Source organism: Erwinia tracheiphila, from assembly GCF_021365465.1.
GTDB lineage: Bacteria > Pseudomonadota > Gammaproteobacteria > Enterobacterales > Enterobacteriaceae > Erwinia > Erwinia tracheiphila.
Map to the genome: position 1 here is coordinate 1,598,797 of NZ_CP089932.1, position 25,011 is coordinate 1,623,807.

30 protein-coding genes and 4 pseudogenes are annotated in these 25,011 nt (G+C 48.0%); 20 read left to right on the forward strand and 14 right to left on the reverse strand.

Annotated features, from left to right (window positions below; all coding sequences use genetic code 11):
- Positions 1-26: 26 nt before the first annotated feature.
- The 5 genes and pseudogenes from LU633_RS08400 to LU633_RS08420 form a co-directional block, all read right to left on the reverse strand.
- Positions 27-260: a ParE family toxin-like protein gene (locus LU633_RS08400; RefSeq protein WP_016191859.1), complete on the reverse strand. Its 234-nt coding sequence runs from the start codon at positions 258-260 to the stop codon at positions 27-29.
- A pseudogene (locus LU633_RS08405) lies at positions 257-1,047 on the reverse strand (ParB/RepB/Spo0J family partition protein). Before LU633_RS08405 ends, LU633_RS08400 begins: the two are co-directional and overlap by 4 nt.
- Positions 1,048-1,107: 60 nt before the next feature.
- A protein-coding gene (locus LU633_RS08410) for an IS3 family transposase (protein ID WP_152664139.1) occupies positions 1,108-2,228 on the reverse strand; the annotation gives its coding sequence in 2 pieces (ribosomal slippage) (positions 1,108-1,970 and positions 1,970-2,228; 1,122 coding nt in all).
- 100 nt (positions 2,229-2,328) lie between these two features.
- A complete protein-coding gene (locus LU633_RS08415) occupies positions 2,329-2,721 on the reverse strand; it encodes a DUF2303 family protein (protein ID WP_046371831.1) in 393 nt (130 codons plus the stop codon).
- A gap of 35 nt (positions 2,722-2,756) precedes the next feature.
- Positions 2,757-3,119, reverse strand: a complete 363-nt coding sequence (locus LU633_RS08420) for a hypothetical protein (RefSeq protein WP_046371800.1) — start codon at positions 3,117-3,119, stop codon at positions 2,757-2,759.
- Between the two features lie 103 nt (positions 3,120-3,222).
- Here LU633_RS08420 and LU633_RS08425 point away from each other — a divergent pair.
- Positions 3,223-3,920 (forward strand): IS1 family transposase gene (locus LU633_RS08425; RefSeq protein ID WP_233482010.1). Its coding sequence is split into 2 segments (ribosomal slippage): positions 3,223-3,484 and positions 3,484-3,920, totalling 699 coding nucleotides; the frame shifts between segments, so codons are not numbered across the junction.
- Positions 3,890-4,909 carry a glycosyltransferase family 9 protein gene (locus LU633_RS08430; RefSeq protein WP_046371802.1) on the forward strand — a complete coding sequence of 340 codons (1,020 nt, stop codon included), beginning with the start codon at positions 3,890-3,892 and terminating at the stop codon, positions 4,907-4,909. The genes LU633_RS08425 and LU633_RS08430 overlap by 31 nt, the downstream gene beginning before the upstream one ends.
- Positions 4,910-4,946: 37 nt before the next feature.
- Here the strand turns inward: LU633_RS08430 and LU633_RS08435 are convergent, their stop codons facing one another.
- The 4 genes and pseudogenes from LU633_RS08435 to LU633_RS08450 all read right to left on the reverse strand — a co-directional run.
- A complete protein-coding gene (locus tag LU633_RS08435; protein ID WP_016191862.1) occupies positions 4,947-5,357 on the reverse strand; it encodes a type II toxin-antitoxin system HicB family antitoxin in 411 nt (136 codons plus the stop codon).
- Between the two features lie 25 nt (positions 5,358-5,382).
- On the reverse strand, positions 5,383-5,691 hold the full coding sequence (locus LU633_RS08440) for a hypothetical protein (RefSeq protein WP_016191863.1): 309 nt from the start codon (positions 5,689-5,691) through the stop codon (positions 5,383-5,385).
- A gap of 76 nt (positions 5,692-5,767) precedes the next feature.
- Positions 5,768-6,865 (reverse strand): annotated as a pseudogene (locus LU633_RS08445) (tyrosine-type recombinase/integrase).
- Between the two features lie 195 nt (positions 6,866-7,060).
- Positions 7,061-7,234: pseudogene (locus LU633_RS08450) on the reverse strand (DUF554 family protein); the annotation flags it as partial.
- A gap of 534 nt (positions 7,235-7,768) precedes the next feature.
- On the opposite strand from LU633_RS08450, the gene LU633_RS08455 reads away from it, so the two are divergent.
- The gene (locus tag LU633_RS08455) at positions 7,769-8,728 is read left to right on the forward strand and encodes a chemotaxis protein (protein WP_016191864.1); all 960 of its coding nucleotides are present in this window, start codon (positions 7,769-7,771) and stop codon (positions 8,726-8,728) included.
- A gap of 324 nt (positions 8,729-9,052) precedes the next feature.
- Here the strand turns inward: LU633_RS08455 and LU633_RS08460 are convergent, their stop codons facing one another.
- Entirely contained in the window at positions 9,053-9,223 is a 171-nt protein-coding gene (locus LU633_RS08460; RefSeq protein WP_157275245.1) for a hypothetical protein, read from the reverse strand.
- A 232-nt stretch (positions 9,224-9,455) separates the two neighbouring features.
- Here LU633_RS08460 and LU633_RS08465 point away from each other — a divergent pair, with 232 nt between their 5' ends.
- The 14 genes from LU633_RS08465 to LU633_RS08530 all read left to right on the forward strand — a co-directional run bounded on the left by LU633_RS08465 (position 9,456) and on the right by LU633_RS08530 (position 16,136).
- Entirely contained in the window at positions 9,456-9,950 is a 495-nt protein-coding gene (locus LU633_RS08465; protein WP_040465700.1) for a DUF1198 family protein, read from the forward strand.
- A 519-nt stretch (positions 9,951-10,469) separates the two neighbouring features.
- Positions 10,470-11,167, forward strand: a protein-coding gene (locus LU633_RS08470) for an IS1 family transposase (RefSeq protein WP_233482011.1) whose coding sequence is annotated in 2 segments (ribosomal slippage) — positions 10,470-10,719 and positions 10,719-11,167 — 699 coding nt in all. Because the reading frame shifts where the segments join, the coding sequence is not laid out codon by codon here.
- A gap of 40 nt (positions 11,168-11,207) precedes the next feature.
- Positions 11,208-11,372 carry a hypothetical protein gene (locus LU633_RS08475; RefSeq protein ID WP_157275246.1) on the forward strand — a complete coding sequence of 55 codons (165 nt, stop codon included), beginning with the start codon at positions 11,208-11,210 and terminating at the stop codon, positions 11,370-11,372.
- Between the two features lie 52 nt (positions 11,373-11,424).
- Positions 11,425-11,997 carry a DUF3164 family protein gene (locus tag LU633_RS08480; RefSeq protein ID WP_082103734.1) on the forward strand — a complete coding sequence of 191 codons (573 nt, stop codon included), beginning with the start codon at positions 11,425-11,427 and terminating at the stop codon, positions 11,995-11,997.
- A gap of 1,038 nt (positions 11,998-13,035) precedes the next feature.
- Positions 13,036-13,257 carry a hypothetical protein gene (locus LU633_RS08485; protein ID WP_016191869.1) on the forward strand — a complete coding sequence of 74 codons (222 nt, stop codon included), beginning with the start codon at positions 13,036-13,038 and terminating at the stop codon, positions 13,255-13,257.
- Positions 13,254-13,394 carry a hypothetical protein gene (locus LU633_RS08490; RefSeq protein ID WP_157275247.1) on the forward strand — a complete coding sequence of 47 codons (141 nt, stop codon included), beginning with the start codon at positions 13,254-13,256 and terminating at the stop codon, positions 13,392-13,394. The genes LU633_RS08485 and LU633_RS08490 overlap by 4 nt, the downstream gene beginning before the upstream one ends.
- Positions 13,395-13,655: 261 nt before the next feature.
- On the forward strand, positions 13,656-13,898 hold the full coding sequence (locus LU633_RS08495; RefSeq protein WP_016191870.1) for a hypothetical protein: 243 nt from the start codon (positions 13,656-13,658) through the stop codon (positions 13,896-13,898).
- 7 nt (positions 13,899-13,905) lie between these two features.
- Entirely contained in the window at positions 13,906-14,355 is a 450-nt protein-coding gene (locus LU633_RS08500; protein ID WP_016191871.1) for a gp16 family protein, read from the forward strand.
- Positions 14,333-14,680: a Mor transcription activator family protein gene (locus tag LU633_RS08505; RefSeq protein WP_016191872.1), complete on the forward strand. Its 348-nt coding sequence runs from the start codon at positions 14,333-14,335 to the stop codon at positions 14,678-14,680. Before LU633_RS08500 ends, LU633_RS08505 begins: the two co-directional genes overlap by 23 nt.
- Positions 14,681-14,697: 17 nt before the next feature.
- Positions 14,698-14,892, forward strand: a complete 195-nt coding sequence (locus LU633_RS08510) for a hypothetical protein (protein WP_016191873.1) — start codon at positions 14,698-14,700, stop codon at positions 14,890-14,892.
- A gap of 61 nt (positions 14,893-14,953) precedes the next feature.
- Entirely contained in the window at positions 14,954-15,121 is a 168-nt protein-coding gene (locus tag LU633_RS08515) for a hypothetical protein (protein ID WP_157275248.1), read from the forward strand.
- Complete coding sequence (locus LU633_RS08520; RefSeq protein WP_040465702.1) at positions 15,121-15,690, forward strand: hypothetical protein; 570 nt, start codon at positions 15,121-15,123, stop codon at positions 15,688-15,690. Before LU633_RS08515 ends, LU633_RS08520 begins: the two co-directional genes overlap by 1 nt.
- Positions 15,629-15,910, forward strand: a complete 282-nt coding sequence (locus LU633_RS08525; RefSeq protein WP_152664140.1) for a hypothetical protein — start codon at positions 15,629-15,631, stop codon at positions 15,908-15,910. The genes LU633_RS08520 and LU633_RS08525 overlap by 62 nt, the downstream gene beginning before the upstream one ends.
- Before the next feature lie 37 nt (positions 15,911-15,947).
- A complete protein-coding gene (locus LU633_RS08530) occupies positions 15,948-16,136 on the forward strand; it encodes a hypothetical protein (RefSeq protein ID WP_152664141.1) in 189 nt (62 codons plus the stop codon).
- 116 nt (positions 16,137-16,252) lie between these two features.
- On the opposite strand, the pseudogene LU633_RS08535 reads toward LU633_RS08530, so the two are convergent.
- From LU633_RS08535 to LU633_RS08550, 4 genes and pseudogenes are all read right to left on the reverse strand, one after another.
- Positions 16,253-16,408, reverse strand: a pseudogene (locus LU633_RS08535) (short-chain dehydrogenase/reductase SDR); the annotation flags it as partial.
- A gap of 149 nt (positions 16,409-16,557) precedes the next feature.
- Positions 16,558-17,697: an iron-containing alcohol dehydrogenase gene (locus LU633_RS08540; protein ID WP_016191876.1), complete on the reverse strand. Its 1,140-nt coding sequence runs from the start codon at positions 17,695-17,697 to the stop codon at positions 16,558-16,560.
- A gap of 131 nt (positions 17,698-17,828) precedes the next feature.
- The gene (locus LU633_RS08545) at positions 17,829-18,203 is read right to left on the reverse strand and encodes a hypothetical protein (RefSeq protein ID WP_233478843.1); all 375 of its coding nucleotides are present in this window, start codon (positions 18,201-18,203) and stop codon (positions 17,829-17,831) included.
- A gap of 232 nt (positions 18,204-18,435) precedes the next feature.
- Entirely contained in the window at positions 18,436-19,644 is a 1,209-nt protein-coding gene (locus LU633_RS08550) for an IS256 family transposase (protein WP_046371804.1), read from the reverse strand.
- 950 nt (positions 19,645-20,594) lie between these two features.
- Here LU633_RS08550 and LU633_RS08555 point away from each other — a divergent pair.
- The 3 genes from LU633_RS08555 (at position 20,595) to LU633_RS08565 (ending at position 24,600) form a co-directional block, all read left to right on the forward strand.
- Positions 20,595-20,840, forward strand: coding sequence for a hypothetical protein (locus LU633_RS08555; RefSeq protein ID WP_161796958.1), 246 nt, complete (start codon positions 20,595-20,597; stop codon positions 20,838-20,840).
- A gap of 366 nt (positions 20,841-21,206) precedes the next feature.
- Complete coding sequence (locus LU633_RS08560; protein ID WP_016191878.1) at positions 21,207-22,487, forward strand: HlyD family secretion protein; 1,281 nt, start codon at positions 21,207-21,209, stop codon at positions 22,485-22,487.
- A 7-nt stretch (positions 22,488-22,494) separates the two neighbouring features.
- Entirely contained in the window at positions 22,495-24,600 is a 2,106-nt protein-coding gene (locus LU633_RS08565; protein ID WP_040465721.1) for a peptidase domain-containing ABC transporter, read from the forward strand.
- Positions 24,601-25,011: the final 411 nt, after the last annotated feature.

Sequence of the window (25,011 nt, forward strand, 5' to 3'; positions counted from 1 at the left end):
GCTGATAACAAAGTATTCTCGCTCTTTCATTTTGCCTCCGGCTGTTGAGTAATGATGTTGCGATAATCATTATGGGTAAGTAATTGCCAATCTTTACCCCCGTTATGAGAAAGTAAATGCCAGCGTTTATTAACACGTAAAGTAAGAAGGGGTTTATTTTTAACTCGGCGAGGAATAACCCGACTGTTACTGAATTGGCTTAATAGAGCCAATGCCTTTTCTGTTATCCATAAAGGCGCATTATTAAATTTGACGTTCATTGCTGGTGGCCTTCATTGCGATAATCACTAATTATCTGCATGACCTCGTCTTTTACACTGCTATTCAGCATAAGCATATTGTTTTCACCCTGGACGATTGGAACAGCATCAAATAGCAGTTCAAGCATCCGGCGTGCTTTCTTGGCACTAAATTGAGATTGGGCAATGCTCTTTGTAACTTTGGTTTTTCCAGCGTCTTCTGCTTTTTTAATCAACCGTGCGGCTTCACGATCAGCGTATACACCATGTTCACGGTGAATACTGATCGCAATGGCATAATTCATCGAACCGGAACGAACAAGGCTATTAATATAGCCAGAGCATTCTTCTAACTGGGTGTGCTGAATAATATCTGATTCAGAGCGTTTAACCTTTTTGGCTATTTCCTGAATAGTCCAGTTCTGGTTTAAAAGACGTTGATACGCTGCTGCCCGTTCTAAAGGGGTAAGTGCCAAACCTTGGGAACTGGTAACCATGAATGCGATTTTATCTGCTTCACTACCAACAAAGTCTTTACATTCCAGTCTGGGTATTTCACATCCGGCCTCAGTCGCCGCCAGTGCGCCATAATAACGATGGTGACCGTCAATGACTTTAACACCGAGTTCCGTTACCTCCACCGCCAGTGGTGGTATATATTCGCCAGCAATAAAAGCATCGCGAAATTCCTCAACGTGAGAACGTTATAACCTTCTTCGGCATAAATTTCAGAGAGCGGAACCAGAAATGTTTTCTTTGTCGTCAACCCTGATTCTTTGCTGCTATATAGTTGGCTTAAACTGGCCATAGTTCACCTTTAATGTTTATTTTTGACAGTCTGACCTGCCCCCAGTATTAGATACAGCCTTCAGTTAGTAATGTCGGTTGGTTTTTCTTCATGTTTCCCGTTTCGCCAGCATGCTGCAAATTCAAGCGGCGCCTGGTAATTCAGCGATGAATGAGGTCTGGACTCGTTATAATCCTGCCGCCAGTCATTAATGATTTTCCGGGCATGAAGAATATCGCTGAACCAGTGCTCATTCAGGCATTCATCCCGAAAGCGTCCGTTAAAACTCTCAATAAATCCGTTCTGTGTTGGCTTACCCGGCTGGATAAGTCGCAGTTCTACACCATGCTCAAAAGCCCACTGTTCGAGCGCACAGCAGGTAAATTCCGGGCCCTGATCGGTTCTTATCGTTGCCGGATAGCCGCGAAACAGCGCGAGGCCGTCCAGAATACGTGCGACCTGAACGCCTGAAATACCGAAAGCGGCGGTGATCGTCAGACACTCCTTCGTGAAATCATCCACGCAGGTCAGGCACTTAATCCGGCGGCCGCTGGCAAGTGCATCCATGACAAAATCCATCGACCATGTCAGGTTCGGCGCATCCGGGCGGAGAAGCGGAAGCCGCTCAGTCGCCAGACCCTTACGGCGTCGCCTGCGTTTTACACCGAGACCGTTAAGGTGATAGATGCGGTAAACCCTCTTGTGGTTGAAGTGAAGGCCCTCCCGACGCAATAACTGCCAGATGCGCCGGTAACCAAATCGGCGACGTTCAAGTGCCAGCTCTGTGATACGCAGAGATAGTTGCGCGTCAGCAGCCGGACGCTGAACCGAATAACGGCAGGTTGAAAGGGACAGACCGGCCAGCCTGCAGGCACGACGTTGCGACAGACCCGTTATCTCACACATGACTTCCACGGCTTCCCGCTTCTGGTCTGTCGTCAGAACTTTCGGCCCAGAGCCACCTTAAGCGCTTCCTTATCCAGCATGGCTTCAGCGAGCAGCTTCTTGAGGCGGGCGTTCTCCTCTTCAAGTGACTTGAGCCGCTTCACTTCGGGGACTTCCATGCCGCCAAACTTCTTGCGCCCGGTGTAGAAGGTAGCGTCTGAAATAGCATGCTTGCGGCAGAGTTCCCGGGCCGAAACCCCGGCTTCGGCCTCGCGGAGAATACTGATGATCTGTTCGTCGGAAAATCGCTTCTTCATGGGGATGTCCTCATGTGACTTATGAAGACATTACTAACATCGCGCTGTATTAATCAACGGGGAGCAGGTCATTAATGTTTTGCTCAATGAACTCAGCAAATTAGACCTGATTCATTGATTTCTTGTCGTATTGGGTAAATGCTTTCCACTCTTCGGAGTGAGGACAGTCATATGTTACTGTATGCGTATTTTTAAACGGGGTATTACCGTCCAGGTGGTAATCCAGTACACCGCGAAAACGTGTATTTTCAGTATCAGCAAAAATAACACTGCGATCATCTTTGAAGCGGACAACGTAGGCGATCAGAGAAGAAGCAGAAGTGACAGTAACGCTCTGTTTGACTTGCTTTTCATCAACGATGAATTTTTCAAGAGATTCAACTTCATAACCACGCGGTACAACTGCGTAAGGGATATCCGTCTTAATAAGTGAACCTGATACAGCGAGTTCGGCAATATGTTTAACCGATTCGTTGTTATTGGTAACGTCCATTTTTAATCCTCAATTGTTAATGATTTAACTACGGTTTAGCCCTGCTGCGATAACTGGATAGGTGCAGCAGTTGGTTGGGTATCAATAACGCGTAAATCCATTTGCACTTGTTGCGGATCATCGCGAAGTAAATCACCGTCAAACGTTGAGAACATAATTGTTTCAGCGCGATCAAGTTCTGGTAGAGTTGTTTTAACCGATGGTGTAAGGCGCATTGCGTTTTCATCGCGCGTATTGAGCATCGCACAGGTAATTGTCAGGGTTAATGTTCCCTTTTTTCCTGTTTCGCGTACTGCTTTCACAAGTGCGGTAATGCCATCGGTTAATTCACTGTCCAGCGTGCCTTTATTTAAGTAAGCAAGCTGTTGACTAAATGGCGTACTTTTATTTTCAGACATAATGAATCTCCATTAAATAATGGTTATTTCGGGAATAAAAAGGACGGTTAGGTCGTGACGCAGACTTGCTGATCACGTATGCTTTGCGCTTTGGATGTAACATATGGCTAAAGTTGATGTCGTCTGCCCTCAGTGCAATGAAACTCATGCTGTACGATGTAACGGACATTCAGCATCCGGTGCCCAACGTTACATCTGCAAGCATTGTTCAAAGACCTTTCAGCTCAACTTTAGCTACGCCGGTGCCAAACCAGACACACACCAGACCATTGTTAATATGGCCATGAATGGTTACGGATGTCGCGATACCGCACGGGTTCTCGGTATCAGCCTCAATACGGTTCTGCGGCACTTAAAAAAATTTCGCCAAAGCAGGTAGCTGAGAATATCGACCCCGAAACGGAGGTTGTTATCTGCTGTGAAGCCGGTGAACAATGGTCTTACGTGCGGTGTAAAAGCAATCCCCGGTGGTTGTTCTATGCTTATGACCGTATCCGCAAACGTGCTCTGGCCCACGTCTTCGGCCCGAGAAATGCCCCGGCCCTGCGACGATTGCCGGCCCTGTTAAGCAAATTTAACATTGCCTTTTATATGACAGATGCCTGGCCGGTTTATAAAGTTCTGTTAAGTGCAACAGGCCACGTGGTGAGCAAGAAATATACCCAACGGACAGAACGACATAATCTTAATCTTCGCACACATATCAAACGACTGACCCGCAGAACAATTTGCTTTTCTAAGACAGAGGAAATGCACGATAAGATCATCGGTTGGTATCTTACTCTTCATCATTATCAATAAATCTGCGTCACGACCCAACTGCTCTCGGTGATTTTCTTTTTAATACTCCAGCTATACGAGCTGTGCGGGAACGTTACCCGAACGCAAAAATCACATTGGTGTCGAGTTATAAAAATAAGCTTCTTGTTGAGGGGAGTGACTGGTTTTCTAAGATACTTTATTGGGATCAGAAGGTTAAATTCTTGCCGTCATTAATCTGTGAAATTCGAAAGCAAAAACCTGTGTTGGCGATATTACTCCACTCCAAAAGTCCCTATGATATACTTTGCGTATCGTTATCTGGGTGTGAATATATTTTGAAAGATAGCTACAACGAAAAAGATTTGATTTTGAAGCGTTGGATTTCATCAATAAGTAATCATGAATTTAAAGGCCATTTAATTGAACGCAAACTCAATTTAGTGGGTGAGTTAGGGTGTGAAAAAAAAGATATTTCCATGTCAATACCCGTAAAAATTGAACTTGATCAAGAAAAATCGAAAGATAGAATAGTTGTAGCTTTCCAACTTGGTGCGTCTGAATCTCTAAGGCGCTGGCCGGTTTATCGTTTTCAGGAGCTGGCAAGGCTGTTACTTTCTTCTGGGATGAAATGTCGCATAGCTCTTATTGGTTCTCCTAAAGAAATAAATTTGGCTAATTCGTTTTTTGCAGGTATGAGTCGTGATGAGTGTAATTATATTGAAAACTATGTGGGAACTCTAAACTTAAAAGAACTGGTTGAGCATATTTCAAGATTTGATGTTCTTGTTACTGGTGATACAGGACCGCTACACATAGCTGTTGCACTTAAGGTTCCCACAATAAGCCTGTTTGTTACTGCTAACCCGGCTCATACTGGCCCTCTTCAGGATAAGGAACTGCATACTGTTATAAGGGTGCCTCCCGAAGAACGTCCACTTACTTCTGAATTTTCCGACCAACCGATGTTCGTTATTACCGCTCAGGAAGTTATGTCAGCAATAAGTGAACGCAGCCCGACGCAACTGTGAACGTTAGATGGCTTTACAGGAAAGCTTCTCACGAGGCTTAATGTTTTTCTCGTCCAATAACTTTATCAGCTGCCACGCGGGACAGGAAGCCGGAACGGCTACCGTACTCAGGGTGCGCAGCGACAAACTGATTGATACGGCGGATCAGCAAAGAAGGGAGTGTAACGCTGATTTTTTCCGCTTTCCCCATTAAACGGGTAACATCCACATCAACCAGCGCCCACACCACTCCAGCATAATCGGGATCGGCCAGCCAGTTTTCCACGCTGGTCGCTTCCGGCACCGCTTCGCCATCTTCCACCAGTAGTTCAATATGTGCGTCGATAGCCTCACGCACGCTCTCAATCGCATCCTGATAGCTGTCGCCGCCAGAGAAGCAGCCTGTAGTATCAGGTACGCGAACGCCGAACGATGAATCGCTTTTATCAATAGCAACGGGATACAACATTTAAACCTCCAGTAAGTGGGAGGTATCAATGGGCGAGAGCAGCGGCGGCTTTAAAAAGATAATCTTTAAAGATAAGAGCAAGCGCAGCAGCAACGATAAACCACTGTAAACGATCCAGCTTGCTCTCCAGTTTGTCGAAACGCTTATCGGCTTGCTCAAATCGCTTATCAACCTGTTCGAAACGCTTGCTAATCTGATTAAAATTCGCCTCACTTTCACGACGAAGATTATCGACGCTTTCCTGAGTGGCCAGATGCTGCATGTTCTGCCCGCGATGCAGTAAAGCGTTCAGTATGTCGCTGGTACTGAATTCGACTTTTTTATCTTCGCTCAATTGCACGCCCCTCACACTTAGTATCTGTCGAACGGATTTTACCCTTTACCTGTCAAACTTGCAAAAATTTACGACTTCATATTTTGTGTTTTACGTCAATCATTTTTGAGTTGAATTTTTCATGCAGGGATTTGGGGTATAGCTCCGTATAAACCTGCCATAAAACATTTAGTGAACGATGGCCGGTGACCTGAGCCACTTCTTCGATACTGAACCCTGCCTCGAATAGTCGGCTGGCTCCTTCGCGGCGCAGATCGTGGTACCGCAAGTCTTCAATGCCCAGGGCATTCCTTACACGCTGGAAACCCGCCGTTACGGAACGGGAGTTATAGGGGAAAATTAACTCGCTGGTTTTGGGCTGACGCTGCACGATGTTCCAGGCTTCTCCGAGCAGTGGAACCAGCATATGATTACCTGATTTTTTGCGCGGATCTTTTCTGTCTCTGACCAGTACGGCCTTTTGTTTTTCGTCCACGTCCTCCCAACGGATTTTGCACACTTCGCCCACCCTCATACAACTGAGGATCGAAAAGTTCAGAATATCAACGAAGGGTATTTTTGCCGCGATGTGTTAGCTTCTGGACTCGAGCCCGGCCAGCAATCTATCCAACTCGTTGCTTGCCGGGCGGCGGCTGCGTCGCCTGGATTTGCCAATCAGCCCCATCTGGAGCAGGAGTGGCCTTGAGTCGGTTGCGGGGTTGGTTATGTAGTCAATACCATAAACAGGTTTAGCTGAAGCTAAAACAGAAGATAAGTAACTCACATCGTGGTTAACTGTGGATGGACCAGCACCTGCCCCGTTTCTCTGGCGACAATGTTCGATAACGTGGCTGGTTGACAGGTCTGTAAGTAAAGTCTCGGCTATGTCGCAATCCAGCAGCATATCGAGCACATAACGCTTTGTGCGGCCAGCCTTGCCACCAAGATTGGGATCGTTGATATAACGTTTTAACAGGTCACCAACAGTCATTTTCCCGATGTCGTTGCTGTTGGGTACGCCATTTTCTTCCAGTTCGATTACGCGTTTTGCCCCCCATGTTTTGGCTTGAGCCAATTTGCCAAAGGTTCGCGTTTCGCGATGTAGATGTTTGCCACCTTCCTTTACGCCAGCAGTGCAGCGGTACCTCACAGTACCGTCAGCACGCGGACGCTTTACTATGTTATAGTAAGCCATACTTCTACTGATTCCTGTATCCCGGTACACCATTGATGTGGTGTACAGTATGGTGTACTGAGAAAGCGAAAATACGACATAAAGACAAAAAATGCACGAAAATAAAGAGTCTATAAATCCGCACCAATCCAGCGAAAGCAGCGGCGCAGCGCCAAAATACAGCCCTTCACGATTCAGCATGGCCCCGATAACTTCTGTACCACTGGCGCAGAAAAGTACAACGATTGCCACGAATTTTTCGGTAAAGGCACGTTGATCCATGCCGTTGTCCGGTGCCAGTTTAGCGGCAATGCCACGTGCCAGATTGCCCACCTTACCAATATTTCTCTCCAGGTAGAACAGTTCACCCAATACGACTCCTAAAATCATCGGCAAAATAACCACCTGCAACGATGGTGAAGCTGTTCACTGTTGGTCCTGTTAACATATCATTCTCCTGAAGATTTAAACAAAAATAAATAACCAGTGATATTATTGCAATAATGGGCTGTTTTTAATATTCACGATGAATATTTCTGACAGTTCAGAATAATAACAATGGATTCATCGATTCGTGGCGAGCATGTTCATAGAAATAAGCTATCTTAGTTTTTTCCAGAATGTCGATTGAAAACGAGATGCCTTTTTCTCGTATTAAATTATTTGCATTTCGCAAGCCGAATCTGTGGGTTTAGATAACACCGCGATGGTGATAAAGGAGGTAGCAGGTCTGCGCTGACAGAACTGTCTTTCGGGAGCTGCTGATAATTAATCGGTGACTACCCTGTACTTTTTTTTATTGCTGCCGATATACACAGAGTGTGATTCAGTGTACCACGCCTGAACGACAGAACAGCACTCTGTCCCTCTCTGCGTACACTGATGTGGATTGCGTATAACCAAAAAGATAACTCAGAGGTAGAGATGGATAATTTTCAAAAAGACATTGATGAGAGAGCGAATCTCGCCTTATCCAATAAGTTTGAATTATTACTGTTTCGTCTGGGAGCAGACAATAGCGAAGCGAAACCAGAACTCTTTGGTATCAATGTATTTAAGCTGCGTGAAATTGTTCCCATGCCAACCATTACCAAAGCAGCAGGAATGAAATCTCCTTTGCTGGGAATGGCCAACATTCGCGGCCAGTTCATCCCGGTGATTGATCTGCCCGCAGTGGCGGGGTGTTCGCCAGAAACCGGCCTCAACCTGTTATTAGTAACCGAATACGCCCGGAGTACTCAGGCTTTCGCCGTTGAATCCGTTGATGATATTGTGCGTCTTGACTGGAGCCAGATTCATACGGCCGAGTCCGGCGTTAGCAGCCGCAATATTACCAGTATTGCCTGCCTGGACAGTAAAACCAACAGCATGGCACTGGTTCTGGATGTCGAACAAATTCTCAATGATGTTATTCCGTCGGTGCGTGAAGTAAAAGAAGGCGATATCAAGCTCAATTCTTTCAACATTAAGCCAGGCGCTGTCGCTATTGTGGCTGAGGATTCTAAAGTGGCCCGTCAGATGCTTGAACAGGGATTGAAAGTGATGGGAATACCGGCATTAATGCATGTTACCGGCCTGGAAGCCTGGGAAAAAATCAAACAAATTGATCAGCAGGCGATAGCTAACGGCGAGTCTGTTCACGACAAAATTGCTCTGGTACTGACCGATTTGGAAATGCCTGAAATGGACGGTTTCACTCTCACTCGTAATATCAAAACTGACCAGCGTTTACGTAATATTCCCGTGGTGATTCACTCATCGCTTTCTGGTAGCGCGAACGAAGATCACGTACGCAAAGTAGGGGCTAACGGCTATGTTGCCAAATTTGAAATCAATGAACTTTCATCGGTCATCCATAAGGTACTGGAAAATGCACCACACTGACTGAAATTCGGGGGCAATTCGTGACTTGCATAAGTGGTCAGCAATGGCGCGTCACGCTTTGTAATCTTGCGGTAACCTCGTTCCCGGCATCGTGGGGATTATAAGCGGAGTGCCATATGACACTTTCCGCTTATTTGAAAAAAGCACCTTTGCCTAATTTGGTCATGTGACGACTGTGTTGTTGCTGGTTATTTTTTTAACATCGACAGTGCACAGGAAAATGCACATTACGGTATGAGTATACCTGTTAGTAAGCGTTTAAAAATAACGTTTTTGTACTGGTTAAGTGGCTGTCATTTGCAATGGGCCATTGCTTCTCTGTTATTAACGTAAATTATTCCCCGTGTAAAGTCCTACCAAGAAATTGATGACAGAAGCTAACATCAAGCTGAGTCCAAGGTTAAAATAGATACGCTGTTTTCGCTTTGCCGCCATCACAAGCATAGTCAGAGAGACAAGTAATAACGGGATGGCGGTAATCATATAAATCGACATGGACACTCCTTGTTTTTCATGCAGGGGCATTATAGCTTGCAATCTTGAGTCATACCCAGTTTTATTTTCATCCTCATATCCATAACAAGGCATGAATTTTCTGTTTTGGTTATGTTAACAAATTATTGCATATAGACAACTCTCCAGTTGCCCATACATAAAGCGGCTGTTAATCTGTCCCCCTGTTGTGTTATGACAGGGGTAACCTGATACTTTTTAAAATGGATATTCAATGATTTGGCTAATGCTGTTGACACTGATTGTGGTTTTTATCGTTGGTTTCCGCGTGCTCAACTCGCAGAAGCGCCGCGCTGCAAAGGCATTGACCCGAAGGTTAAATATCGAACCAATTTTTGTTGAGTCTCTTATTACCTTAATGGGACGCACGGCAGGAGATGAATTTGTTGCTTATCTTGGCCGGGACAATGAAACTCACTTGAGCAATGCTGCGATGGTTTTGCTTATTTATCATGTTTTTATTGTTGATGAGTCAGAAGAAAACCTGACTTTCTGGCGCGGGGTACTGAGGAAAGCTTATCTCCCAACGGAAATGTCGAGTGAGCATGTGCGTCTGGCACTGGTTTTTTTACGTGAGCTGGAACCGGATTCGCAGGAGATGCATGCTTTTCGTCTGCGTTATCATCAGCGTTTTGCCATCTCTCATGCTGTTTTCACCGCTGACGCCTGCAACGTTTATTCTATTCATTCCAGATCGGGTTGTTGTTAAACATAGCAGCGCTGGTATAAATAAATGGTTTTAAATAATCGCCATCTCTTTAGCTAGTTGAGTCAATGAAGTTGGTTTGGCATGAAAATCTATCATGGTAAAATACTGCGTTATATAAAGGCTATTACAGAGTTAAATAAAAAATTGGCTGATGCCTGGTTGGTTGTTGGTGTTTTTAAAATTGTCAGCGTCATCGTTAAATAAAAATGAAATCAGCTCTCTGGATTTGAATTTCATAATCAAGTAACTCTGCGTTTAAGTGATTTCGCTCCGGGGTTTGATGGGATGAGCGTTGGTAAATTCTTGTGGCCAGTAGTGATGATGATTTTGCCTTTATGAACAACAGTAATTAAATCGCTGCCTCTTTTTTCAAAAAGTGATAGTTTAACGTATCAGGGGTGTGTCTTCCTGTTAAACCCTGCGGTAAAGATTTATTTATTCTGCTAAATAGCAGTGCCGGATAGTCGGTCGTGACGCAGACTTGCTGATCACGTATGCTTTGCGCTTTGGATGTAACATATGGCTAAAGTTGATGTCGTCTGCCCTCAGTGCAATGAAACTCATGCTGTACGATGTAACGGACATTCAGCATCCGGTGCCCAACGTTACATCTGCAAGCATTGTTCAAAGACCTTTCAGCTCAACTTTAGCTACTCCGGTGCCAAACCAGACACACACCAGACCATTGTTAATATGGCCATGAATGGTTACGGATGTCGCGATACCGCACGGGTTCTCGGTATCAGCCTCAATACGGTTCTGCGGCACGTAAAAAAATTTCCCCAAAGCAGGTAGCTGAGAATATCGACCCCGAAACGGAGGTTGTTATCTGCTGTGAAGCCAGTGAACAATGGTCTTACGTGCGGTGTAAAAGCAATCCCCGGTGGTTGTTCTATGCTTATGACCGTATCCGCAAACGTGCTCTGGCCCATGTCTTCGGCCCGAGAAATGCCCCGACCCTGCGACGATTGCTGGCCCTGTTAAGCAAATTTAACATTGCCTTTTATATGACAGATGCGTGGCCGGTTTATAAAGTTCTGTTAAGTGCAACAAGCCACGTGGTGAGCAAGAAATATACCCAACGGACAGAACGACATAATCTTAATCTTCGCACACATATCAAACGACTGACTCGCAGAACAATTTGCTTTTCGAAGTCAGAGGAAATGCACGATAAGATCATCGGTTGGTATCTTACCCTTCATCATTATCAATAAATCTGCGTCACGACCCAAAATTGCACATGAAAATAGCAGAATGGATTTGGATATTGAGGTTAACGGAGTTGCAGGAAATTACTGTAACCATGAAAAAGAACTGGCAGAAATGATTCAGAGGGGAATCGGTTATATTTTTTTAAAATATACCGAACAACTTAACTCAAAAACAGCGAGATTGAAAAATATAAAATTAAAACAATAAGTTAACTGAAGAAGAAGCGCCGACCGGTTACTGGGTGGACGCCAAAGGCGTTATGACGCCTGAGAGTCTGATTAAGCCGATTGATATGGCGCGCGATGCCCTGGTCGGTGAAATTATAGGCCGTGCAGTTGAGCTGAATAAATTACTCGCAGACTTCAAACTGACCGGCTTTGCTGATATTGCCGCTTTTGTGGACCTTTCCGCGAATGAATACGGCGTCAGTCTCGGCGGTAAAAAAGGCAATGTGACGCTGTTCACGTTCGACGGACGCTATAAAATCCAGCGCGCCATGCAGGATAAAATTGCTTTTGATGAACACTTACAGGCTGCTAAAGCTCTGATTGACGCCTGCCTGGCTGACTGGACAGAGGGCGCGTGCCCGGAGATCCACGCGCTGATCAATCGTGTGTTCTCCACGGACAAGGAAGGCGAGATCAACACTGGCGAGGTGCTGAAATTACGCAAGCTGGATATTGACGACCCGCGCTGGATTAAGGCCATGACGGCAATCGGGGAAGCCGTGCAGGTTGTCGGCAGCCGGTCTTATATCCGCGTTTATGAACGTATAGGCGACTCCGATCAATACCGGACCATACCGCTTGATATTGCCGGGATCTGCTTATGAACAATCCCGCGATGTCATGCCGTGGCAATAGCTATGCGCGGTTTGCAAACGAGGCAGCACAGCTCGAACGTCAGGGAGCCTATGCACACGCCGCGCCGTAACGTGCCCTGCCAGTAAAAAAATCAGTCCTGGGCGGCCTGCCGGGCTGAAACCTGCGACTACCTGTCCAGACGATCCGGCCTGGCTTTTAACGGGGCAGCTGATTTTAATCAGCGCCACCGGCCCGACGATTATTTTTTTTATTCTGTCAATCCTGAACATTTTCAGGGGAAACGATGTAAAACAATCGGCACGGCTAATGATGTTGACGGTAAAACTTTTGTTGAAATAAGCATTAATCCTTACTTTGTCAACGTCAACAAGCTGAGACCGGCCGTTCCTGCATTAGTCTGAAGTCTGATTTTTATAACAACGGCGCGATTATCCGTCAGGGTTCCCCGCGCCCTTAATCAGGAATATGGAATATATGGATATTATCAAAAGACACATCTGGGTATTTATGATTGTCGGTTGTTTCTTCTTCTGGATGGGTCTGATTTTCTCAACGGTGAGGTATGTATGCGGATAGGAAACGTTTTAATTAAGGTGACAGACGTTATCAGCTGTGTTGGTGTTGCAATTATTATTTGTATAATCGCGATCCCCTTTGCAGTCCTTATTACGTTGTTCCTTGCCTTTATTACGGGTTTTATGCCCCCTTTTGAAAAATAAGCGAGGGTTATATGGAGTTAAGAGTATTTGGTGATTCTTACGGGTGGAGCGCGCACGGTGAATATGAGCCGGATGCCGACCCGGCGCTGAGGCCGTGTCCGTTCTGTGGTTCCCGCTACATTAACGTTAGTAATACGCACACACCTTATTATTAAGCTGAATGTGATAATTGTGGCGCAAGAGTAGCCGGAGATTTCGAAACGGAATTTTCAGGACGAAATATCCGCAGCCGTAAAGCCTGTGAATGGGTGCATAAAAAGGCGTTTCAGTCTGCCATCGACGTGTGGAATTCCCGTGTAACCGAACGTATAACCGGCGGGGTGAAACATGTATCTGAGCGTGACCAGCTGTAATTATTACGATAACGGAAAACAACGTAACTACACCTTTAATAACCGCGCGTCAGCGCAGGAGTTTACAGAATACCCCGGAAAAACACGCTTCAGATTCTGGGGCGCAGACAGCCGCGCAATTCTGCGTGGTCAGGCCCGCAGTGATATGAAAGCCGCAATAGAGCGGCACAATAAGAAATGGAAAATCAAATCATGAAAATAAAATTACTACCCCTGAATATGACGGCAGATGAATTTAATATCCTCTATCCTGTCGGCAGTAAGTTTTATTATTTCCCACTGGTTAACCAGCCCGGCGACGGTGAACGGGTCGTCACCCGCTCCGGAGCCTAGACGCTGGGACACGGCGCGGTCGTGGTGAGCATTGAGGGGCGTTCGGTGAACACCTTGCCCCTGCGTTACCTGATAGCAGCCGGGATGCCACTCTGAATAAATGGGCTAATGAGCTGCAACACCTTGGCAGAATGGCAGAGTTAACCAGTGCTCGTGAATGCGTCCTTTCTGCTGAAACTCTGATGAAATTATCCGTGCTCGTTCGAAGCTGTATATCCGACAAGGCCGGGCTGATGATGGGTAAAACTCTGAGGGTTAATCATGATTAATTTCAATGATGACAGTGATAAAGTTTCTGAACTGGCCGCCTGTGTCACCGAATGGCACAAAAATAAAGTAGCCCAGCTGCAACTTGTCGTTGATAAGAAGGATGCGGATATTGAACTGGGTTATCAGTATCCGGATATTAAGGCAGGTTCCGAACTGGGCCGTGGACTCAGGCTGGGGATAACGCTTGCGTTATTCATGCTGGGAGAACTGCCGTTTACTGTCAATAACGGGTAGCGTAAACATGGCCGCGAATGTGATTAAACAAAAATTAATTCGCGTGCTGCATACCGGCAAATCCGCCCTTAACTGGGATGATGAAACATACCGGGCTGTACTGGCCCGGTTTACCGGTAAAACCAGCAGCACCAAATGCACCGTAGCTGAGCTGGAAAGCGTGCTGGAGCATATGCACCAGAGTGGTTTTCCGCGCTGTAATCCACGGCGCGGCCGCCGCCCGCACGTCGCCCGGAGTCGGGAAGACGTTCTCGCCAAAATTGAAGCACTGCTGACCGTATCCGCCCGGCCGTGGCAGTATGCCGAAGCGATGGCGCGGCATATGTTTGAAGGCCGTCAGGCTGTCGAATGGCTGACCGATGAAGAGCTGTTTAAACTGATGCAGGAACTGATTGCTGACCAGAAACGGCGGCAGAAACGGGAGGCAGCAGACAATGATCCGGAACAAAAATTTTGAATCCGTCAGCGAACTGTTACAGGCGGTCGTGCTGGAACTGGTCGAATTAATCGGCTATCGTGACACGCAGTCGTTAATAGAGCATGTCGGCGGCGTGTCCTTCCCGGTCGGAAAGAACGTCAACACGACGGGAAAACGTCGTGTTGACGTTCTGGCGTCTGCTGTTCCTGTGGAGTCCGCAAAGAAAATTGCGGCCCGTTTCGGTGGCGAAACGCTCTATATTCCGCGCTGTTCTGCTGCCCTGCGGGAGCTTCGCAACAGGCGTTTTATTGCTGAATACCATGCGCTGCGGGCGGCGGGTGAATCCGGCGCTTTGCGCTGCTGAATTCTGCATTCAGCATCGTGCTGGCAATCTCCACCGGTCTGATTTCTTTCTGGGCCCGTAACATCAATGAGGACCAGAAAAAATTCAGGGACGAGCTGCGCGATATTCGTGACAACTATCAGCGCCGCGACGATGCACACCGTGATTTCCAGCAGATTATGGCAATGCTACAGCGTATTGAGCAGAAACTGGACAAAAAGGCGGATAAATGAAACGCAGCAGACAGGAGCAAACGCTGGGCCGGTTTCCTCTGCGGCATTTTCACGCCCCATAGTGAACATCAGCGCACCGACGCAGCAGCCCGTATTACAGCAGACGCTGGTCTTTGACCCGACCGAGGCGCTCAGTAAGGGCGTGAACACGGCCAGCGGTAAACGCACCATGATCACCTTTATCAGCAGCAACGCTTCCACGCTCCGCCAGATACTGAGGGTCAAATAATGGCCGTCTTCCCGTGGCTGGGTGCGCCGGACTGGTCGGAAGGTCTGACCGAAACCCTTGAGTGGAAAACAGACGTTTTACAGTCGCCGACGGGAGCAGAACAGCGCGTCGCACGCCGCCTGACGCCCCGCCGGTATTTTGAACTGACCACCGTATGTGCCGGTGTGGAGCGCGGCGCGTTCCAGAACTGGCTGGCGCGCGTGGGTGCTATGGAATGGGCCATCCCGCTGTGGGCTGACGTGGTGCAGATAACCACAAACTACGCGGCGGGAAAGAAAACGGTCGGCGTGCCGACTGCGGGCCGTGAGTTCGTCGCCGGTGCAGAGGTGCTGATCCAGTCGCAGCCCGGCTGGCTGGCACAGTGGGAAAGCTGCACGATTTCAAGCATAGGGGCCACCTGGCTGACGTTCAAAGAGGCGCTGGTTTACCCCCTGCGCCCGGCCGTGCTGACCGAACCGCCCGCCATCACCCGGCGTGGTTCGCTGATATCGGCACAGGTGCGCTTTCGTGTCTCTGAACGCAACGGCCCCGCCGGTCACCTATCTGGGCGTGCCGGTGCTGGAGCATGAACCTGATTACCGGGAAGATCTCAGCGCGGAATTTCAGCGCCTGATAATGAAACTGGATAACACGGTGGGCATCCCGTACCGCACCGACGCGGCGCAGCGGCCGTTTTACGCCGCACAGCATACGTGGACCGTCTCAGGCCGCACGGACCAGCGGGCACTGCGCGTGCTGTTTTACTGGCTGCGGGGGCCGCCAGCTCGTCAGGATCGCAGGCGATCCTGACGAGCTGGTGCCGGTTTCCGGACTGAACGGGAATTATATGGATGTGGAATATTGCGGCCTGTCGGACACGGCCGTCGCCGGAGACGTACCGGCCCGCCGTCATATCGCCGTCACGCTCGACACCGGCAAAAAACACTACATGCGCGTACTCAGGGCCACCCGGCAGAACGACGCTGAACGCCTGTATCTGGAAAATAACCTAATATTTACACTATGTTTGCGCTGAACTGCAGAATTGTGCATATTTAATGCCAGATCTGACAGCGTAAAGGGTAAATGTCATAATCTGATTGTCTTCATTGACCTGAATTCGCTGGTGAAAAGTCACTTTCTATGCCGGGATTAAAAGGGTGTATCTACTACTCCACCATCTACCCGCAGGGCAGCGACTGTTGTTGCAGAAGCAAGTGGAGAGCTAACATAAACCGCCATATTGCTTACCTCTTCGACACTTGCAGCATGCTGAATGAGGGAGCCGGGACGATTTTCTTTAACAAACGTCACCGCAGTTCATTGAGATCTGCTCCTTGGGTAAGCTGTTTTTCCGCTCAGATCGATTTTCATTCATGTCTCCTGTGACATGGCAAAGGGAGAGTATGGACTATCTGGCCAGATATCGCCGCGTGAAACGCAAACATCTTACGGCGTTACTGAACGGAAAAGGCGCTTTCCAACATAAAGCGCTGCTGGGCTTTGCTGTACGTGACCAGGGAGTTTTTACTGTTTGAACGTGCCAGTATCCAGTCAATTTCTGAGACTGTGAGTGGGGGGGCATCCTGCCAGAAAGGTGCAATTGCCCGATCCTTCAACCATTCTGCCAGCATTTTTGCAGGAGAAAGGGCATGGACGGGAAAAAGTGCAGCGGCCAGATCGGCCATCAATGCCTGCTGCTCAGGGTTTTCTGTTTTGTTCAGTAGCTCAAGGAAAGGCAGTAGCAGGCGGCCACAGACCTCACCATGATGATAATTTTTGATGGCACCTAGCTCCCCAGCGATACCATGAATCACGCCCAGCCCTGCCATACTCAGACTCAATCCCCCCTGCCATGAAGCTAACAACATTTGCTCACGAGCCTGGTCACCTGGAGAACCATCCTTGTCCAGATAAGGCCAGCCGTTGATAAATGCGCGCATTCCGCTCAATGCCGTCTGGCGAGTAAAAAGATTACCTTTGCAGGAAAGCCATGCCTCAAACAGGTGAGTGAAAGTATCGATAGCGCAGCAGGTAAGAATGTGAGTGGTCGTGCCGCGCAGCAAATCTGCATCAAGAATGGCAATCTGCGGAACGAAGTTGGCATGGCGCAACGATGCTTTTACCTTATGCGCCGTTTTATCTGTAACTACGGCATTTTGCGTTACTTCGCTACCCGTTCCTGCGGTGGTGGGGATGGCGATAAGCGGTAGCGTTGCACCACTCAAGGGCGTGTCGCCCACTTTTTCCAGATAGCGAAGCGTATTCAGCGGATGCTGACTCAGCGCGGCGAACGCTTTAGCCGCATCAAGTACGCTGCCGCCGCCAATTGCCACCACTCGTTCTACCTTACCACGCCATCGCTCAACCCATGCATCAATTTCTGCCGGAGAGGCTTCATGACTGACAATTTCATGGCCGATAAACTGTGGTTCAAGTTCAGATTGATATACGCTCCAGGCCGTGCCTTTGAGGAAAGAACGCCCGCAAAAAAGCAGCGTCGCAGCGGGCTTATCAGCGAGTAGTGGTAACAGCTGGCTCAGACTTCCCCGGCCAAAGAAAGTCTGTCGGTTGGCAATCATCTGGCTGGCAATCATATCTGTCCTGTAAGCAAAAAAGGGTCAGGTTCTGTCCAGATTATAAGTTCCCGTTCAGGTGAAATCATTATCGGGTTACAGTGCATTTACCTGTCTGAATAAAAGGTATCAAGTAGCATGCCTCCTGCGCCTTATAACGTGCGTGTGCGTGTCAGGCAGGTGAAAACGATCATTGTATCCTGCGGCGCGTTAATTGTGCTAAATTGCGTATCGGACAGGCATTGCAATAACCAACCGTTGCCAGTGACAGCAGAGGGAATGCATTTTTGTTGGTCGGATGATTGCAGTGGTCCACATTTTGAGATGTAAATCGCCAACTTCCACACTAAATGAATTAAAAAGAACGATAATCCTACCCAAGGTGTTGCTTTTTGACTGACCAGAAAGCGTCTGCATTTCTCCAGCATACACATTCCTTTTTGCTCAGAAGAGCAGTCTGTCATCAGTACGGTGATAAGAGACAGGGTAACGAAAGCTGGAGGTGTCTTAAGGTGCTGCAATTGCATATAACGTCCTTGTCTTGATGAGTATTCAACATTCAATGCCGACGATGAATGATGCCTGCGGGCTAGAAATTAAGTATCGCCGAATCTGAAGAAGGTCTGATTTTGCGGCAGGGTATTAAACAAAAAACAGACGCACCGATCGCGTGACAAATCTATTATCAATTTGTGTCTTTTAGGTGAATTAATTCAGCAGAATAGACCCTGTAAATAATTCTGTGTAACTGCCACCACGTCAAAGGTGAACGCTCAGGCGGTCACCGAACTCAATAATAAAGCGGCTCATCGCCAGCCGACAGTTCTGGACCGGCATACTCCATTTTTTCGATGCCGACTGGATTGCCAGGTAAATAACCTTTCGCACTGAGTCATCCGTCGGGAATACCTTGCGTTTCTTAATGGCGGCACGGATCACGCTGTTCAGCGACTCAATGGCATTCGTGGTGTAGATAGCTTTTCGGATGTCAGACGGATAGCCGAAGAACGTATTGAGGTTTTCCCCGTGCGCACGCCAGCTTTTGCTGATTTGTGGATATTTGTCATCCCATTCTTCGGCGAACGCATCCAGCGCCATCCGTGCGGCCGCTTCTGTTAGTGCCTGATAAACGGTTTTCAGCCCGCCTGTGACCGCTTTGTAGTCCTTCCACGCCACGTATTTCAGGCGGTTACGCACCATGTGGATGATGCACAGCTGGATGTGAGTCTGCGGATAGACGCTGTTTATCGCATCCGGGAAGCCCTTCAGGCCATCCACGCAGGCAATCAGGATGTCCTGAAGGCCGCGATTTTTAAGTTCCGTCAGCACGTTCAGCCAGAACTTTGCACCTTCATTTTCAGCCAGCCACATCCCCGGAAGCTCTTTCCGGCCTTCGGTATTGATGCCCGGCGCCAGGAACACCGCTTTGTTAATCACGCTGCCATTCTGACGAACCTTAACAACAATACAGTCCAGATAAACAATGGGATAGAGCGCATCCAGCTGGCGATTCTGCCATTCGGCGACCTGCTCTTTAACGGCATCCGTGACTTTTGATATCAGGGGCGGTGACACATCAGCATCGTACATCTCTTTGAACGTATCGACGATTTCCCGCGTGGTCATGCCTTTGGCATACAAGGATAAAATCTGGCTGTCCATCTGCGTGATACGCGTCTGATTCTTCTTAATCAGCAGAGGTTCAAAGGTATTTTCCCGGTCGCGCGGCGTGTTTAGCCCGATTTCACCGTCGTCGCACAGCAGCGTTTTCGAAGAGTAGCCGTTGCGGGTATTGGTGCCGGTTTTAGGGGCATTTTTCTCATGCCCGAGGTGGTCAGTCAGTTCTGCATTGAGTGCCGTTTCAACGGTCAGCTTCGTGAGCATGCGGGAAAACTGATTAAGGCCGGCCTCAGTTTTGAGGCCTTTGGCCAGTTCAGCAGCAAGGGCCTTAAGTTTCTTCTCGTCCATAATTTGCCTGTCTCCATTGTTGGAGTGAACATATCAAAAACAGGCAATTACACAATTTTAATTACAGTCTCGCAGAATAGGTAGCAGGGAGTTCGCAAATGAATTTACTGATGCTACAACCCCACAGCTTTTGCTGCTTTATGCTGTATCTGTAATTTATAATTGTTATTTTTTCGATGAAGTATGCATAAACCACATTCTTATCATGGTCTGTCAGCAAATCAGCCATGTGCTTATATACTTTATGCCGCAATGATGCATTCGCGCTTCCCGGCGCGACGTCCTGTCTGGATAAAGAATGTTCTTACGGACGTCAGGTTGAGAAACTTTCTGGCGCTTAAACGTTATCAACCGAACCGATCCTGTGAATAACAAGACCTCTACTTTCTTATCATTAGCACTGTTCTTTTACAGTCAGCCATTAGTTTTGCCCAATCGGCTACGGCTCAGATTTCTGAACTGGTTTCATCGTCTGTAAATGACTCACGTATTATCATCAAACCACGCAGTGGCCTGTCTGAGCTCAATACAACTGCTGCACTTAGCGTGCTCAACCTCCACTGTTTCATGGACCGCAGAGCAAAGTGACGGGTGATGAGCGGGTACTCTCCCGCGGGCAATAAAATGGGTGTATCACCTTGACATTATCAGGACTGAAGACTGGTGCCCGGTTTTTTAACATATCAAAAGGATAATCAGGAGCTTATCCAGTCATTGACCTTAATATTTTGTCCGAAAAACTTCGTTCCTGGCATTAAAAACCTTCATTATTAATGAAATGATAAAACGAGATTTACATTTTGTTGTATTTATTGTTAACAAAAAAATATTGACGAATATAGGTGAATGCTGCATAAGAGAGACTCTTGTTAAGCGCAGTTATACTGGAGAAAAAAATGAAAACTTTATCTTCCGATGAAATTAAATTTGTTTCTGGTGCGGGCCTTCTTGTGAACAAAGTAGAAAGCTTTGATCCAAGTGGAGCTGGCACAATATTCGAGGGCCGTAGTGGTCGACCAGTTGGCCCTAGAAGTGACAATGGTAAAGCGAAAAGTATCAATCTTGGCTCTGGCGATGCTATTCGCGCTGGCTCTGGCGATGCTATTCGCGCTGGCTCTGGCGATGCTATTCGCGCTGGCTCTGGCGATGCTATTCGCGCTGGCTCTGGCCGTGGTTCTCCATATAATAGGGGATAACTGGTAACGGTTCTTTCTTCTATTGAAGGCGGGCTGCTGCAATCGCTGGCGTAAGTACTGGAACAATGGGTAAGGCTTTTGGAGAAGCTTTCGGTGGTTTATCAAAGGGATTGAGTCGGGATTTAATCCCCTGAAAGTAGCTCAACAACCATCTGATTAATGGCCCCGCAAATGGTGTGGGGCCATTACTAACCCCTTCTAAATAAAGTTTAATGTTACCAGAAAATCTCAATTCGCATTTCTTCCATTTTCATGCACCTTTCTGCTCTTGGGAAATATCACTTTCTGCCCGGCAAAAGCCATGCGTAATTTATTGTATACGGTGGCGGTGGATGCTGAGTCGCCGTTTTTCAGGAGAGTAAAAGAATGCTTTTCAGACAGGAAGCGCTGGTGCACAGAAAACGACGCTGGGCAGGAAAAGCCGTGCTTATTCCTCCTCTTTCCCCATTACTGGTCAGCGGATTTACCATCCTGTTTTTCCTGTGCCTGTTGATTTTGTTGATCTCTGGCACCTATACAAGGCGGGTTGCCGTCAGGGGCGAACTGGTCTCAGTGCCGCGGGCGATAACATTATTCTCAGAAGCCCGGGGAGTTATTGTTTCTCAGCGTGTCTGGCCCGGAGAACGGGTTAAAAAGGGGCAACCCTTAATGGATATTGACATCAGCAGAACCACATTGTCGGGTGGCGTCAGTATACGCCAGCGAGAAACCATTCGCGGCCAGATAAATACCGTGGAAAGTATTATCTCCAGACTCAGAGAAAACAGGAAAATTACGCTGGAAACCCTGACCGCCCAAAAAGCGCGCTATGAAGAAGCGTTGCGCCGTTCTTCTGATATTCTCCACCAGTCGCAGCAGGGCATCGCAATTATGAAGGCCAATATGGAAAATTACCGTGATTATCACCGCCGTGGCCTGATTAACCAGGATCAATTGTCCAGTCAAACGGCGCTTTATTACCAGCAGCAGAATGACCTGCTGACGCTGGTCACACAAAATGAACAAAATGCTCTGCAGGTGATGTCTCTTGAGGGGAATATTCACACGCAGGCGACGGATTTTGATAACCGAATCTACCAGCTAGAGATACAACGAAGCGATCTTAACCGGCAACTCACGGATGCTGAAGCTGCAGGCACGCTGGTAGTCACGTCACCAACGGATGGACGAGTTGATTCGGTGAATACGGCAACAGGACAGGTTGCCCGTGCGAGCGATGCGCTGATGCAAATCATTCCCGGAAACGTATCACGCTATCAGCTTGTGCTGTGGGTACCTGACAATGCGGCACCCTTTCTGCGTGTTGGCGATAAAGTGAATATTCGCTACGATGCGTTTCCTTCGGAAAAGTTTGGTCTGTATCCGGGGCACATTGTTGCCGTGGCGGGGGTGCCGGCAACCTTTCAGGAGATGGCCACTTACCCCTCTGCCCCCGGCTCTGATGCTCTGGCTCCCCAGACCTGGTATCGCGTCACTGTTGAACCGGACTCCAGCCGCTTCGTCTGGCAGGGCCGCCAGTTGCCTGCGGAGAATGGGATGAAAGCGTCAGTCACGCTTTTTCTCGAAGAACGGCGGCTTTATCAGTGGATACTATCACCCTTTTACGATTTGGCAGCGAGCGCAGGAGGGCCATCCGGTGGAGAATAAAGACCCGATGTCGTGGATAACAGACAGACTTGACCTTAGCTTCCGTCGTCGCTTTCCCCTTATCCTGCAGACTGAATCGGCTGAATGTGGGTTGGCCTGCCTTGCAATGATTATAAGATGGTTCGGGCAGAATACTGATTTACTTTCCCTGCGGCATGCACACGGTATTTCTTCCCGTGGCGCTACCCTTGCTGAGTTGATGAACATAGCATCCCGGATCGGAATGGCCACGCGTCCGTTGTCCCTGGATCTGGATGAGCTGCCAGAGATACGACTTCCCTGTATTCTGCACTGGGACTTCAGCCATTTTGTTGTGCTGGTAAAAGTGAATAAAGAAAGATGCGTCATTCACGATCCTGCTTTGGGGAGAAGGGTGATAGGGCGGCGTGAACTTTCTGAACATTTTACCGGGGTAGCACTGGAAATATGGCCCGATGCCGATTTCACGCAGGTAGGACAGAGAACGCGTCTTCATACAGCAAGGCTGGCGCGCAACATTGTCGGCCTGCGTGCATCACTAACAGTAATATTCAGTCTTTCACTGATGATTGAGTTCATTGGTCTGCTACTGCCCGTTGGCACGCAGATGGTTATGGATCATGCCGTGCCGGCGGATGACCGCGGTCTGCTGATGATAATCTGTCTGGGGCTGTTATTGCTCACCCTGCTGCAGGCAGGACTGAACGTACTGCGAAACTGGACTTCGCTCATTATGAACACCATGACGGATATTCAGTGGAAGGACGGCCTTTTTCGCCACCTCTTGCGCCTGCCGCTGATCTGGTTTGAAAAGCGTCAAACGGGAGATATCCAGTCCCGATTCAGTTCGCTGGATGCAATTCGCACCACGTTTACCCGCAATATCACGGGTGCACTGACTGACGGTATCATGTCAGTGGGTGCGCTGGTGCTACTGTGTCTTTACGGTGGTTGGCTTGCTGCCGTTGTGGTGGCGATCACTGCGCTTTATGTCCTGATCAGGCTGCTGGTTTATCCTGTTTATCGGCAAACGTCAGAAGAATTGCTGGTAAAAAATGGCAGGGCGGCTTCATCGTTTACCGAGACATTGTTTGGTATGGCGACGGTCAGAGCGCAGGGATTGTCGGAACGTCGCCGACAGAACTGGCTTAGTCAGGTCTCTGATAGCGTAAACACAGGATTCAAACTGGCTCGCTTTGATATGTTTTTCGACGTGCTGAGTGCGTTTATCAGCGCCTGCGATAATGTGCTGATTCTGTGGCTGGGTATCTCACGCGTAATGGATAACCAGATGACCGTTGGCGCATTTGTCGCCTTCAGTGCTTTCCGTGGGTTGTTTTCGGACCGGATTTTGTCTCTGACCGGGCTGTTTGCCCAGCTGCGGATGTTGTCAATACACAATGAGAGAATAGCGGATATCGCCCTCAGTGAGGCGGAGCCTGAAAATTCCTTAAAGCCACCACTGGCAGGTGACGGTGCGCTCTCTCTCAGGGCGGAGGCGCTGTCATTTTGTTATGACGCACAAAGTCCTGCTGTTTTTAGCGGTCTGAATATGCATATTCGTGCAGGAGAAAGCGTGGCCATTACCGGGCCATCGGGATGCGGGAAAAGTACGCTGATGAAGGTGCTCTGCGGCCTTAGTGAGCCAACCGAAGGTCAGGTGATGGCTGACGGCAAGAATATTAACGCTATGGGGACAGGGTCTTACAGACAGGTGGTGGCCTGTATTTTGCAGGAAGATCGGCTTTTTTCTGGTTCTCTGAAGGATAATATTACTGGCTTTAGTGAACATGCAGACCAGATACTGATGGAGCGTTGTGCAAGAAGCGCACATATTCATGAGGATATCCTCGCTCTGCCTATGGGTTATGAAACGTTAATTGGTGAACTGGGCGAAGGGTTATCCGGTGGACAGCGACAGAGAATTTTTATTGCCCGTGCTCTATACCGTCGACCCCGCATCCTGTTTATGGATGAAGCGACCAGCCATCTTGACGAGAAAAATGAGCAGTTAATAAATCAGGCCATTGCGGCACTGGATATCACCCGCGTGATCATTGCACATCGGTCATCTACCATCGAATCGGCTGATCGGGTGATTAGTTTAGGATCGGCTGTACAGACGAAAACATAAATTGCTTACAGAGAGAGTCGTGAAGAAAAAACAGTGAATTGATAATGGCAATCTTTCTGCCGTGATCGGATAGGGCTAATGCTTATCAGATGACCGATAACATCCTCTTACAGGAAGTTAAAATGGTCCAGGTCACCTTCTGTGGCCTGTTTACCATAAATGTTCGGGGCGTTTATGTCAGTCATGGATGAGATTAATCAGCGGTACGTTAACGCTGAACATGTCTGTATCAACTTTAGCATTGATGGTGGAGGGATGATCCCCGGTTTTGTTGATGGACCATGCCATTTTCATATCCCGATTGCCTGTGGCCATTGTTAATCTCTCAGTGGTGGACTCTGCTGCAACGATTCCCTATTGTGAAGCCTGTTTAAGGTAATCTGATAGAATTGTTCAAATTCAGATTTGTTG